Source organism: Stenotrophomonas sp. 99219_Sma, assembly GCF_056480785.1.
Window position 1 is genome coordinate 3,725,453 of sequence record NZ_CM151117.1, and the last position, 13,070, is coordinate 3,738,522.

Below are 13,070 nucleotides of genomic sequence, written 5' to 3' on the forward strand. Positions count from 1 at the left end.
CGAAGTTGCCGGCCAGCGGCCGGCACTACCGGGTTCGCGTTACTGGCGGCGTACCGACTGCACGACCGACAGGCGGCGCAGGCGGCGCATCACTTCGGCAAGGTGGTTGCGGTCGCGCACCTGGATGTTGAACGCCAGCACGGCGGCGTTGAAATCACGGTCCAGGTAGTCCACACGCTCGATGTTGGAATGGCTCTGCGCGATGGCGGCGGCCAGCTGCGCCAGCACGCCGGTGCCGTTCTCCACTTCCACCACCAGCGAGGTGTCGTAGTCGCCGGAGACGGTGGTATCCCAGCCGATCGGCACCCAGCGCTCGGGCGACTTGCGCAGCTCGGCCAGGTTCGGGCAGTCCATGCGGTGCACCACGATGCCCTTGCCGGCGGTGTGGTAGCCCATGATCTCGTCGCCGGGAATCGGCTGGCAGCAGCCGGCGAAGGTGACCACGCCGCGCTCGCTGCCGTTGATCAGGATCTTTTCCTGCGAATGGTGGCGCGAATGCGGGCCGCCACGCAGTTCGGCGTAGGCCATCAGTGCCTGCGCGGCCTGGGTCGGCATCCAGTTGCCCAGCGCGACCTCGGCCAGCAGCGCCTCCAGGCGCGGGAAACGATGCTCGGTGAGGAACGCATCCAGGCGCCCCTTCGGCAGCCGCTCCAACGAGGAATCCATCGCTTCCAGCGCACGGTCCAGCATGCGGTGGCCGAGCTGCACGGCGTCTTCGTGCTCCAGCTGCTTGAGCTGATGGCGGATGGCGGTGCGCGCCTTGCTGGTGACCACGAATTCCAGCCACTGCGGTTTCGGCGTGGCCGAGCGCGCGGTGATGATCTCCACCGACTGCCCCGACACCAGCTTGGTGCGCAACGGCACCAGTTTCTTGTCCACGCGCGAGGCCACGGCCATGTTGCCGACGTCGGTATGCACGGCGTAGGCGAAATCGAGCGCTGTGGAGTTGCGCGGCAGGGCCAGGATCTTGCCCTTCGGCGTGAACAGGTAGACCTCGTCCGGGAACAGGTCGACCTTGACGTTGTCGAGGAACTCCAGCGAGGACCCGGCGGCGCGCTGCGAGTCGATCAGCTCGACGATCCAGGCGTGCGCGCGGCTCTGTGCGCTGTTGGGCGAATCACCACCGAACTTGTAGGTCCAGTGCGCGGCCACGCCGCGTTCGGCAATCAGGTCCATTTCCTCGGTACGGATCTGCACTTCGATCGGCGAGCCATACGGCCCGAACAGCACGGTGTGCAGCGACTGGTAGCCGTTGGCCTTGGGAATGGCGATGAAATCGCGGAAGCGGCCATCCAGCGGTTTGAAGGTGGCATGCACCGAACCCAGCGCGTGGTAACAGCTGGGCACGCTGCGCACGACCAGGCGGAAGCCGAACACGTCCATCACCTGGTCGAAGGATTTGTTCTCGTCGCGCATCTTGTTGTAGATGCTCCACGGGGTCTTGATGCGGCTGATCAGCCGATGCTCGATCCCCTCCTTGGCCAGGCGCTGCGACAGCTGCACTTCCACCTGCGCCATCGCCTCGCGGCGCACCACCGGCTGGCTGCGGATGTGTTTTTCAATGATGGCGTGGCGCCACGGGTAGAGCGCCTTGAAGCCGAGGTTCTGCAGCTCGCTCTTGACCAGGCTCATGCCCAGGCGCTGGGCGATGGGCGCGTAGATCTCCAGCGTCTCGCGGGCGATGCGGCCGCGCGCTTCGCGGCTCTGCGCGCCCAGCGTGCGCATGTTGTGCAGGCGGTCGGCCAGCTTGATCATGATCACGCGCAGGTCGCGCGACATCGCCAGCAGCATCTTGCGGAAGCTCTCGGCGGCCGCTTCCTGGCGGTCGCGGAACTTCAGCTTGTCCAGCTTGGTCACGCCGTCAACCAGTTCGGCCACGGCTTCGCCGAACTCGGCGGCCAGCGCTTCACGGGTCAGCGGAGTGTCTTCGATGGTGTCGTGCAGGATCGCGGCGATCAGCGCTTCCACGTCCAGGCCCAGCTCAGCCAGCACCTGGGCCACGGCCACCGGATGGGTGATATAGGGCTCGCCCGACTTGCGCGTCTGCCCAGCGTGCGCGGCGGCGCCGACTTCCCAGGCACGGCGCAACAGCGGCAGCTGTTCCGGCGGCAGGTAATGGGCGGCGCGTTCAAGCTGGAGGACGTAGTCGGGTACGGCGGCAGCGGGGGCTGCGGCGACCTTGGCAGTGGGGCCTGGGTTCATGCCCGCAGCCTATTCCAGCGCGACGTTTACGGCAAATCCTGAATGCGAAACAGCCCGCACGGGGCGGGCTGTTCGGCACATCCAACGATTACGTTGATCGATGCGATCAATCGTCGTTCTTGGACATGTCTTCGTCGGCGACCACTTCCGCGGCAGCCCACTCCAGCGCTTCGCGCTCGGCGCGCTCACGCTCGGCCTTCTCGACTTCGTCGATCAGCGCGTTGTCGATCTTGCGGGCGGCGATTTCGCGCAGCGCCAGCACGGTCGGCTTGTCCTCGGTCTCGCTGTTGTCCAGCGTGGCCTGCACGCCGTTGGCGAGCTGGCGGGCACGCTTGGACGCCATCATGACCAGTTCGAAACGGTTGTTAACGACTTCCAGGCAATCTTCTACGGTGATGCGGGCCATACGGGCTCCCGGCGACCGGTCGGCCGCTCAGTCGAATGAGGGAAAGGGGACGGAGTGTACTGGCAGGGGCTGGACAAAATCAAGCCAGCCCCTACCCGATTCTTTTGGAATCAGTCAGTTGCGCCCGGATCGGGGGTCAGCAGGGCCTGGATCAGGCCGGCGTGGCGGACCTTCTGGGCCTCCCGGCGCAGCCGGCTGGCGGTGAAGATGGCGCACAGCTCGTCCACGGCGGTGTCGAACACCTCGTTGACGATCACGTAGTCGAACTCGTTGAAGTGCAGCATCTCGTCACGGGCCGCGCCCAGGCGCTGGGCGATGACCGCCTCGCTGTCCTGGCCGCGCTTGCGCATGCGGTCCTGCAGGGCCTGCTTGGACGGCGGCAGGATGAACACGGTGACCGTGCCCGGCACCAGCTGGCGCACCTGCTGCGCGCCCTGCCAGTCGATCTCCAGCAGCACGTCCTGGCCGGCGGCCAGCTGCGGCTCCACCGACTGGCGGGCGGTGCCCTTCCAGTCGCCGTGCACCCAGGCATGCTCGAAGAAATCGCCGGCGGCGATCATTTCCTCGAACCTCTCCGCAGAGACGAAATGGTAGTGCTGGCCGTTCACTTCACCCGGGCGCATCGCGCGCGAGGTGAAGGAGATCGACAGGGCGATCTGCGGGTCACGCGCCAGGGTGGCATTGACGATGCTGCTCTTGCCGGCACCGGACGGGGCGGCAACGATGTACAGCGTGCCGCGCGCAACGGCGTCCGACGGCTTTGACGGGGCGCTCATGCGGGGGATCCAACGGGTTGATTTCGCAAAATTTTTCCTCGGTGTTCCAGATCCGGCGCGGAGGATCGCGCCAGGACGGCGGGGGCTGCGCGGAACATCCTGGAACCAGGCCCGGCAGACGCTTCCCCGTGGGGCGGGCACGCAACTTTACCAGAGCCGCCCCTTTGCGCGCCCGCCCGGCAGGCGCCGGGCCTTGTGCCACATGGGCATGCGGGGGCCTGTGCTATAACCGGGCCGTACCCAACGACAGCCCGGAGGCCCGTGCCTCCCCGCCATCCCAGGAGAACGGCATGTCCTCGATGACCCGCCGCCAGTTCCTGAAAGTGACCGGGACAACCCTGGTCGGCTCCAGCCTGGCACTGATGGGCTTCGCGCCCGGCATCGCGCTCGCGGAGGTCAGGCAGTACAAGCTGACCCGCGCGACCGAGACCCGCAACACCTGTACCTACTGTTCGGTGGCCTGCGGCATCCTGATGTACAGCCTCGGCGATGGTGCCAAGAACGCCGAGCCGAGCATCTTCCATATCGAAGGCGACCCGGACCATCCGGTCAACCGCGGCACGCTGTGCCCGAAGGGCGCCGGCCTGGCCGACATCATCCACAGCAAGTCGCGCCTGCTCTACCCCGAGTACCGCGCACCGGGCTCGAACGAGTGGAAGCGGCTGAGCTGGGACGATGCGCTGGACCGCATCGCACGGCTGATGAAGGAAGACCGCGATGCCAACTTCGTGCAGAAGAACGAGGCTGGGCAGACGGTCAACCGCTGGCTGACCACCGGCATGCTCGCCGCCTCGGCGACCAGCAATGAAACCGCGGTGCTGACCCACAAGGTCGTGCGCTCCCTTGGCATGCTGGCATTCGACAACCAGGCACGTGTCTGACACGGCCCGACGGTGGCAGGTCTTGCCCCGACGCTAGGCCGTGGTGCGATGACGAATCACTGGGTCGACATCAAGAATGCCGACCTGATCCTGATCATGGGTGGCAATGCCGCCGAGGCACACCCGTGCGGGTTCAAATGGGTGACCGAGGCCAAGGCACACAACAAGGCCCGGCTGATCGTGGTCGATCCGCGCTTCAACCGCTCGGCCGCGGTGGCCGACGTGTATGCGCCGATCCGTACCGGCACCGACATCGTGTTCCTGGGCGGTCTGATCAACTACCTGTTGACCGAGGACCGCATCCAGCACGAGTACGTGCTGAACTACACCGACATGTCGTTCCTGGTGAAGGACGAGTTCGCCTTCAAGGACGGCCTGTATTCGGGCTACAACGAGGAGAAGCGCAGCTACGACCGTTCCAGCTGGGACTACGCCTACGGTGACGACGGCTTCGTGCGCAGCGACCCGACGCTGAAGGACCCGCGCTGCGTCTACACCCTGCTCAAGCAGCACTACGCGCGCTACACCGTGGAGATGGTCGAACGCATCTGCGGGACGCCGGCGGACAGCATCCGCCAGGTCTGGGAGATGATCGCGTCCACCGCCGGCAAGGACAAGGCGATGACCATCCTGTACGCGCTGGGCTGGACGCAGCATTCGATCGGTGCGCAGAACGTGCGTGCCGGCACCATGGTGCAGCTGCTGCTGGGCAACATCGGCGTGGCCGGCGGTGGCATGAACGCCTTGCGCGGGCATTCCAACATCCAGGGCCTGACCGACATCGGCCTGATGTCCGACCTGCTGCCCGGCTACCTGACGCTGCCGAAACAGGACGAGCAGGACTACGACGCCTACATCGCCAAGCGCACGCAGAAGCCGCTGCGCGCCAACCAGATGTCGTTCTGGCAGAACTACCCGAAGTTCCACGTCAGCCTGATGAAATCGTGGTGGGGCGACGCCGCCACCGCCGACAACAACTGGTGTTTCGATTACCTGCCCAAGCTCGACAAGCCGTACGACATGCTGCAGGCGTACGAGCTGATGAACGAGGGCAAGATCCACGGCTACATCTGCCAGGGCTTCAACCCGCTGGCCTCGGCGCCGAACAAGGGCAAGCTGATCAGCGCTTTCTCCAAGCTGAAGTTCATGGTCAGCATGGACCCGCTGGAAACCGAGACCATCGCGTTCTGGCAGAACCATGGCGCGCTGAACGACGTTGACCCGAGCACGATCCAGACCGAAGTATTCCGCCTGCCGACCACTTCCTTCGCCGAGGAAAACGGCGCGGTGGTGAACTCCTCGCGCTGGCTGCAGTGGCACTGGAAGGGGGCCAATCCGCCGGGCGAAGCGCGCAGCGACATCGAGATCATGTCCGAGCTGTTCCATCGCATCAAAGCGATGTACGAAAAGGACGGCGGTGCGTGGTGGGAGCCGGTGCGCGACCTGGCCTGGAAGTACTCCAACCCGGAACTGCCGACGCCGGAAGAACTGGCGATGGAATACAACGGCAAGGCACTGGCCGACGTGTTCGATCCGAAGGACCCGACCAAGCTGGTGCGCAAGGCCGGCGAGCAGCTGGCGGCATTCGGCGACCTGCGCGACGACGGCAGCACGTCCTCCGGTTGCTGGATCTACATCGGCGCCTGGGGCCCGACCGGCAACATGATGGCGCGACGTGACAACAGCGACCCCACCGGCATCGGCAACACGCTGGGCTGGGCCTGGGCATGGCCGGCCAATCGCCGCGTGATGTACAACCGCGCCTCGTGCGACGTGGCCGGCCAGCCGTTCGATCCGCGCCGCACGCTGCTGGCCTGGAACGGCAAGAACTGGGGCAGCGTGGACGTGCCGGACTTCAAGGCGGATGAAGATCCCGCCGGCGGCATGGGCCCGTTCATCATGAACCCGGAAGGCATCGCCCGCTTCTTCGCCAAGGCTGGCATGGCCGAAGGGCCGTTCCCGGAGCACTACGAACCGTTCGATACCCCGCTGCGCAGCAACCCGCTCAGCCCGGGCCAGGCACTGACGTTGAACAACCCGGCGGCCCGCGTGTTCGCCAGCGATCGCGCACAGATCGGTTCGCCGGACGAGTTCCCGCATGTAGCCACCACCTACCGCCTGACCGAGCATTTCCACTTCTGGACCAAGCACGGCAAGTTGAACGCCATCATCCAGCCCGAGCAGTTCGTCGAGATCGGCGCGGCGTTGGCCGATGAGCTGGGCATCAACAACGGCAGCCGCGTGCGCGTCAGTTCCAAGCGCGGGCATATCGAAGCGGTGGCGATGGTGACCAAGCGCATCAAGGCCCTGCAGATTGATGGCAGAACCGTGCACCAGGTGGGCGTGCCGATCCACTGGGGTTTCCTCGGTGCGGCCAAGCCCGGATACATCGCCAATACGCTGACCAACGCCATCGGTGACGGCAACTCGCAGACGCCCGAATCGAAGTGCATCCTGGTCAAGGTCGAGAAGGTGTAGGAGACACGCCATGTCACTGCAATCCCTGGACATCATCCGCCGCTCGGCCACCACTACGCCCTCGCCGGAGGCGCGTGGCGCGCACACCGGCCAGGTCGCCAAGCTGATCGATGTGAGCAAGTGCATCGGCTGCAAGGCCTGCCAGGTCGCCTGCATGGAGTGGAACGACCTTCGCGACGAGGTCGGCAGCTGCGTCGGCAGCTATGACAACCCGCCCGACCTGAGCGAACAGTCGTGGACGGTGATGAAGTTCCGCGAGTACGAGGACGAGAAAGGCAAGCTGGAGTGGCTGATCCGCAAGGAGGGCTGCATGCACTGCAGCGATCCGGGCTGCCTGAAGGCCTGCCCGTCGCCGGGCGCGATCATCCAGTACGCCAACGGTATCGTCGACTTCCAGGAAGAGAACTGCATCGGCTGCGGCTACTGCGTGACCGGTTGCCCGTTCGACGTACCGCGCATTTCCAAGAAGGACCACAAGGCCTACAAGTGCACGCTGTGTTCGGACCGGGTGGCGGTGGGCCAGGAACCGGCCTGCGTGAAGACCTGCCCGACCGGTGCGATCACCTTCGGCAGCAAGCAGGCGATGACCGAGCACGCGGCGGGACGCGTGGAAGACCTGAAATCGCGCGGCTACGAGAACGCCGGCCTGTACGACCCGCAGGGCGTGGGCGGCACCCACGTGATGTACGTGCTGCAGCATGTGGACAAGCCGGAACTGTATGCCGACCTACCGAAGGACCCGCGCATCAGCCCGATGGTGGAAGTCTGGAAGGGCGTGGCCAAGCCGCTGGGCGTGCTGGCGATTGCCGCTACCGCCTTCGCCGGCTTCCTGCATTACATCGGCATCGGCCGCAACACGGTCAATGACGAGGAAGAAGAGGAAGCCGAGCACGAGGCGAAGAAGATCGAAGAGGAGCAGCGGCCATGAAGTACGCCCCGCACCCGCGGCAGATCATCCGCTACCGCGCGCCGACCCGCATCAATCACTGGATTGTGGCGATCTGCTTCGTGTTGACCGCGCTGTCCGGATTGGCGTTGTTCCACCCTGCCCTGTTCCCGCTGACCCAGTTGTTTGGCGGTGGGCCATGGACGCGCATCCTGCACCCGTTCATCGGCCTGGCCATGGTCGTCGGCTTTGCGCTGCTGGCGTTCCGCATGTGGCGCGACAATCTGCCGACCGCCGACGATGGCAAGTGGATGCGCGGCATGCGCGATGTACTGCGCAACGAGGACGAGAAGCTGCCACCGGTGGGTCGCTTCAATGCCGGCCAGAAGCTGCTGTTCTGGGCCATCATCGGTTGCCTGTCGGCGCTGCTGCTGACCGGCTTCGTGATCTGGCGGCAGTACTTCAGCCACTTCTTCCCGATCGGGGTGATCCGCTTCTCGGTGCTCGCCCATGCGCTGTTCGGCTGGGTGCTGGTCTGCGCGATCGTGGTGCACATCTATGCAGCGATCTGGATCAAGGGCTCGGTGCGGGCGATGACCCAGGGCAAGGTGACCTACGGGTGGGCGTACAAGCATCACCGGCAGTGGTTCCGGGACATCCTGCGCGGACGGCGGGAAGAGGGGTAGCGGCAGGGCCTGCGGCCCTGCACCCGCTGGATCAACGTCAACATCAACGTCAAGAGCGGGTTTCCTGAGGGATGGCGGGGTGGGTCCGGTCCCCCTCGACAGGTCCCCGGTGCTTTTGGTGGGTGTCGACCTTGGTCGACACGATGAACACGGCAATGATCGAAACCGGCTTTTTTGTAGAGTCGAGCCATGCTCGACTGCTTTGCTCGACTGCTTTGCCTGGAACACGCTGGACGCCGGCGTCGACAACGGCGAGGATGGAGCCTGGTTCTTCTGGCTCGCCCTGCATGGCGCAACGCATCCTTGAACCCGGTGAGATCGAGACGCTGGCCTCGCGCGATGTTCCGCGCATCATCCTGCCCGATACCGCGTCGCTGTTTGCCGGACGTGCGGACCGCCTGCGCAGTCTGGCTGCACACAGTGCCATCGGTGGTTACCTGCAGCTGCTGGCGGCGTTGGCCGATGCGCAGCAGGCGCTGCTGGAGGATCTGACACCGCAGCAACGCGAGGAACTTCAGGCACAGGCGCGTGCACAGCAGTCGAGTGCGGCAGCCGGCGCCGGTATGCCGTTGCGGCCCGCCAACACACTTCAGCTGGATGGACGCTGGCGCGGCTGGCTGCGCACGCTATGCCAGCACTGCGCTGAAGAAGCCGGGCTGCCCGCGGAAACCCGCCAGGAACTGCAGCGCGTTGCTGCTGCCGATGACGGGTGGCTGGATGCGCAGGCGCATGCGGTACTGGAGCGTGATGACGCGCCGTCGGTGGATGCGGTGGCTGCGCTGCTGGTGATGAACGCGCTGCAGGTCTACTGGGCGGTGCTGGCGGACAGCTTCCGCCCCACCGAGCTGAAGCCGCTGGCCGATGCACCGGGGCTGTGCCCGCTGTGCGGCACCCTGCCGGTGGTCAGCGTGGTGCAGGCGCGGCCGCCCTATGCCTCCTACCGCTACCTGTCGTGCTCGCTGTGTGCCTGCCAGTGGCACTACGTACGCGTGCAGTGCAGCCAGTGTGGTGCCGCCGGCAAGGACATCGCCTATCGCGCCCTGGCCGATGTGGACGGCGACAGCGGCGAGGCGGTGCGCGAGAGCGCGGTCCGTGCCGAGACCTGCGACCACTGCCACAGCTACCGCAAGATCCTGTATCTGGAGAAAGACCCGTCGCTGGAGCCGGTGGCCGACGACCTCGGCACGCTGGCGCTGGACCTGCTGCTGGGCGAGGAAGGGTATGCGCGCGCCAGCCAGAATCCGCTGCTGTGGCAATCCGACGGCGAGTGAGGCGATGACAGCCACGCCCCCCACCCCGGCATCGGCCGCTGCCCTGCCCTCGCTGGACCGGTTGCTGCGTCTGCCTGCCCTGGCAGCACTGATCGAGGGCCACGGCCGCAGCCGTATCACCCAGCTGCTGCGTTCGCACCTGCAGGTGCTGCGCGACCGTATCAGCGCCGGCCAGCTCTCGGCCACGCAGCTGCAGGAAGCGGTTGACGGCCCGGCGCTGGTGGCAGCAGTCGAGGCCGCACTGGCCGCTGACGCACGGCAGGATCTGCAGCCGATGTTCAATCTGACCGGCACCGTGCTGCACACCAATCTCGGCCGCGCCTTGCTGCCGGATGCCGCCGTGCACGCGGTCACCCGCGCGATGACCGCGCCGGTGGATCTTGAATTCGACATCAGCCGCGGCCGTCGCGGCGACCGCGATGCACGGGTGCAGGCATTGATCTGCGAACTGACCGGCGCTGAAGCCGCCACTGTGGTCAACAACAATGCCGCGGCGGTCCTGCTGCTGCTCAACAGCCTGGCCAACCGCCGCGACGTGGTGGTGTCACGCGGCGAGCTGGTGGAGATCGGTGGCGCCTTCCGCATTCCCGACGTGATGCGCAGTGCCGGTGCGCGGCTGCTGGAAGTCGGCACCACCAACCGTACCCATCCGGCTGACTTCGCCAATGCCATCGGCACGCGCACCGCGCTGCTGATGGAGGTGCACGCCAGCAACTACGCGATCACCGGCTTCACCGCCAAGGTCGACACCGCGGCGATGGCCGCGATCGCGCACGAGCACGGCCTGCCGCTTGTGGTGGACCTGGGCAGTGGCAGCCTGTGCGATCTGGCGGCCTTCGGCCTGCCGCACGAGCCCACCGTGCAGGAAACGCTGGCGGCCGGCGCCGATCTGGTGTCGTTCAGTGGCGACAAGCTGCTGGGTGGTCCGCAGGCCGGCATCATCGCCGGTCGCGCCGACCTGATTGCACGGATCAACCGCAACCCGCTGAAGCGGGCACTGCGCATGGACAAGATGGGCCTGGCTGCACTGGAAGCGGTGCTGGCCCTGTACCGCGAACCGGAGCTGCTGGCACAGCGGCTGCCGACCCTGCGCACCCTGTCACGTACGCAGGAGGACATCGATGTGCAGGCCCAGCGCCTGCTGCAGCCGATGCGTTCCGCGCTCGCGGCCGACTACGATCTTGAACGGTCACCAATGCAGAGCCAGATCGGCAGCGGCGCCCAGCCACAGGCGCAGCTGGCCAGCGCCGGACTGCGCATTACCAGCGCGCGGCGTGGCGGACTGGATCGCCTGGCCAAGCGCTTGCGTCAGCTGCCGCGACCCGTGCTGGGCCGCGTTGCCGATGACGCGCTGTGGCTGGACCTGCGCTGCCTGGAACCGGCCGACGAAGCCGACTTCCTCGCCCAGTGGAGCACGCTGCAGGCATGATCGTCGGCACCGCCGGGCATATCGACCATGGCAAAACCAGCCTGGTGCGCGCACTGACCGGCATCGAAACCGATCGCCTGCAGGAAGAGCGAACGCGCGGTATATCGATCGAACTGGGCTACGCCTATGTCCCGGTGGAAAGCAGGGACGTCGAAGGCCCCGCCGCGACGCTGGGCTTCGTCGACGTGCCAGGCCATGAGCGCTTCGTGCATACGATGGTGGCCGGCGCCACGGGTATCGATGTCGCCCTGCTGGTGATCGCTGCCGACGACGGCGTGATGCCACAGACCCGCGAGCATCTGGCCATCCTGCAGCTGCTGGGCGTGGATCGTGGTGCGGTGGCGCTGACCAAGATCGACCGTGTGGATGCGGCGCGCCTCGCACGGGTCGAGATCGAGATTACCGCGCTGCTGGCCGCGACACCGCTGCAGGATTCTCCTCTGTTCGCCTGCAACAGCACCGCACCCGACGATGCCGGCATCAGCGCACTGCGTACCCAGCTGCACGCATGGGCGGCGGACGATGCCAGCACACGCCAGGCCGAGCTGCGCAGCGAACTGTTCCGCATGCCGGTGGACCGCGTATTCTCGCTGGCCGGCCACGGCACACTGGTAACCGGCGCGGTGCATGGCGGCATCGCCGCGGTGGGTGAGCATCTGCAGCTGATGCCAGCCGCCACCGACGTGCGCGTGCGCAGCATCCATGCGCAGAACCAGGCCAGCGAGCACGCGATGGCTGGGCAACGCTGCGCGTTGAACCTGGCCGCCATCGCCCGTGACGAGATTCATCGTGGCGACTGGATTGCCGATCCACGCGCGCTGCTGGCCACTACCCGCGTCGACGTGCGCCTGCGACTTTCCGCACTGGCGCCGCCACTGCGCGACTGGTCACCGCTGCACATCCATTGGGGCACGATGCACCGGCAGGCCCATGTGGTGGTGCTGGAAGACCACGACCACGGCGATGGTCAGTTGGTGCAGCTGGTATTCGATGCACCGGTCTGCGCGATGTGTGGCGATCGCTTCATCGTCCGCGATTCCGCCGCGACCCACACGCTGGGCGGTGGCGTCGTGCTCGATCCGGATCCTCCGCAGCGGCGTCGGCGCAGTCCTGCACGACTGGCCTGGCTGGAGGCACTGGAGCAGCTGGCGGCCGGTGCCGGTGTTGTCCCGCTGCTGCAGCAGGCACCTGCCGGCATTCCCCTCACCGCGCTGCAACGCTATTGCCGACGCGCCGCCGACCGCATCGACCTGCCCGAGGACGCGCGACGCATCGCGACCCGCGATGACACGGTGATCATCCTCGCACCGCACTGGCAAGCACTGCGCGAGCAGGTGATCACCTCGCTGCGCGGCTGGCACGAGCGACGCCCCGACGAACCCGGCGTCGACAGCGGACGCCTGCAGCGCAGCACCCTGCCCATGCTGGCGAGCGACCTGTGGAATGCGCTGCTGCAGGACCTGCTGGCCGATGGCACGCTGCAGCGCGTGGGCGCGTGGTGGCGCCTGCCCGGCCATGACCATGCGCCACCGGAACGCGAACGTCTCCTGCTGGAACGCATGCTGCCGCAACTGCACGCCGGTGGCTTCGATCCACCGTGGGTGCGCACCCTGGCCGCCGACGCCGGACTGGCCGAAGACGAGGTCCGCGCGGTCCTGCGCCGCGCCGCCGCACGTGGTGAACTGTTCCAGGTGGTACCGGACTTGTTCTATTCACCCGCGCGCATTGCGGCACTCGCTGCTATCGTCGCGCAGCTGTCACAGACCAGCGGCACGGTGGATGCGGCGGCCTTCCGCGATGCCATCGGCCTGGGCCGCAAACGCAGCATCCAGATCTTGGAGTTCTTCAATCGCGTTGGCTACACTCGACGCGTCGGTGACCAGCATCGGCCACGCGGCGACCTGCAGTGGAACGCGGCCCGCGACTGAGCCCACCGGTACCGCCGTACTTTCGGAAGGCATGCGCATCCGGGCATGCGGCTGGGCTTCAAACCCAGTAGGGGGCGTCGATCGTTCCCTGGTAGGTTCGACTCCTGCTGCCTTCCGCCATTCGTGT

The 13,070-nt window shown here is 66.5% G+C and carries 10 protein-coding genes and 1 tRNA gene; 7 read left to right on the forward strand and 4 right to left on the reverse strand.

What is annotated here, in order from left to right; genetic code table 11:
* Positions 1-39: 39 nt before the first annotated feature.
* From ACZK13_RS16995 to gmk, 3 genes are all read right to left on the reverse strand, one after another.
* Positions 40-2,202 carry a RelA/SpoT family protein gene (locus ACZK13_RS16995; protein ID WP_106551287.1) on the reverse strand — a complete coding sequence of 721 codons (2,163 nt, stop codon included), beginning with the start codon at positions 2,200-2,202 and terminating at the stop codon, positions 40-42.
* Positions 2,203-2,308: 106 nt separating this feature from the next.
* Positions 2,309-2,608: a DNA-directed RNA polymerase subunit omega gene (rpoZ, locus tag ACZK13_RS17000; protein WP_005410877.1), complete on the reverse strand. Its 300-nt coding sequence runs from the start codon at positions 2,606-2,608 to the stop codon at positions 2,309-2,311.
* Between the two features lie 110 nt (positions 2,609-2,718).
* A complete protein-coding gene (gene gmk, locus ACZK13_RS17005) occupies positions 2,719-3,384 on the reverse strand; it encodes a guanylate kinase (protein ID WP_032956072.1) in 666 nt (221 codons plus the stop codon).
* A 290-nt stretch (positions 3,385-3,674) separates the two neighbouring features.
* On the opposite strand from gmk, the gene fdnG reads away from it, so the two are divergent.
* From fdnG to ACZK13_RS17020, 3 genes are read left to right on the forward strand one after another with little or no spacing between them, the layout of a single operon-like run.
* Positions 3,675-6,743, forward strand: coding sequence for a formate dehydrogenase-N subunit alpha (gene fdnG, locus ACZK13_RS17010; RefSeq protein ID WP_478481967.1), 3,069 nt, complete (start codon positions 3,675-3,677; stop codon positions 6,741-6,743).
* A gap of 10 nt (positions 6,744-6,753) precedes the next feature.
* Positions 6,754-7,671: a formate dehydrogenase subunit beta gene (gene fdxH, locus ACZK13_RS17015; protein ID WP_012481154.1), complete on the forward strand. Its 918-nt coding sequence runs from the start codon at positions 6,754-6,756 to the stop codon at positions 7,669-7,671.
* Entirely contained in the window at positions 7,668-8,315 is a 648-nt protein-coding gene (locus tag ACZK13_RS17020) for a formate dehydrogenase subunit gamma (RefSeq protein WP_032127833.1), read from the forward strand. Before fdxH ends, ACZK13_RS17020 begins: the two co-directional genes overlap by 4 nt.
* A gap of 49 nt (positions 8,316-8,364) precedes the next feature.
* Here the strand turns inward: ACZK13_RS17020 and ACZK13_RS17025 are convergent, their stop codons facing one another.
* Positions 8,365-8,604, reverse strand: a complete 240-nt coding sequence (locus ACZK13_RS17025) for a hypothetical protein (RefSeq protein WP_478481969.1) — start codon at positions 8,602-8,604, stop codon at positions 8,365-8,367.
* Between ACZK13_RS17025 and fdhE the strand changes: the two genes are divergently transcribed.
* The 4 genes from fdhE to ACZK13_RS17045 all read left to right on the forward strand — a co-directional run bounded on the left by fdhE (position 8,603) and on the right by ACZK13_RS17045 (position 13,063).
* Complete coding sequence (gene fdhE / locus ACZK13_RS17030; protein WP_049422645.1) at positions 8,603-9,586, forward strand: formate dehydrogenase accessory protein FdhE; 984 nt, start codon at positions 8,603-8,605, stop codon at positions 9,584-9,586. The genes ACZK13_RS17025 and fdhE overlap by 2 nt on opposite strands.
* 4 nt (positions 9,587-9,590) lie before the next feature.
* Positions 9,591-11,015, forward strand: coding sequence for an L-seryl-tRNA(Sec) selenium transferase (gene selA, locus ACZK13_RS17035; protein WP_478481972.1), 1,425 nt, complete (start codon positions 9,591-9,593; stop codon positions 11,013-11,015).
* Positions 11,012-12,943, forward strand: a complete 1,932-nt coding sequence (selB, locus tag ACZK13_RS17040; RefSeq protein ID WP_478481973.1) for a selenocysteine-specific translation elongation factor — start codon at positions 11,012-11,014, stop codon at positions 12,941-12,943. Before selA ends, selB begins: the two co-directional genes overlap by 4 nt.
* Before the next feature lie 24 nt (positions 12,944-12,967).
* Positions 12,968-13,063: transfer RNA gene (locus ACZK13_RS17045), tRNA-Sec, on the forward strand.
* The last annotated feature ends 7 nt before the right edge of the window (positions 13,064-13,070 follow it).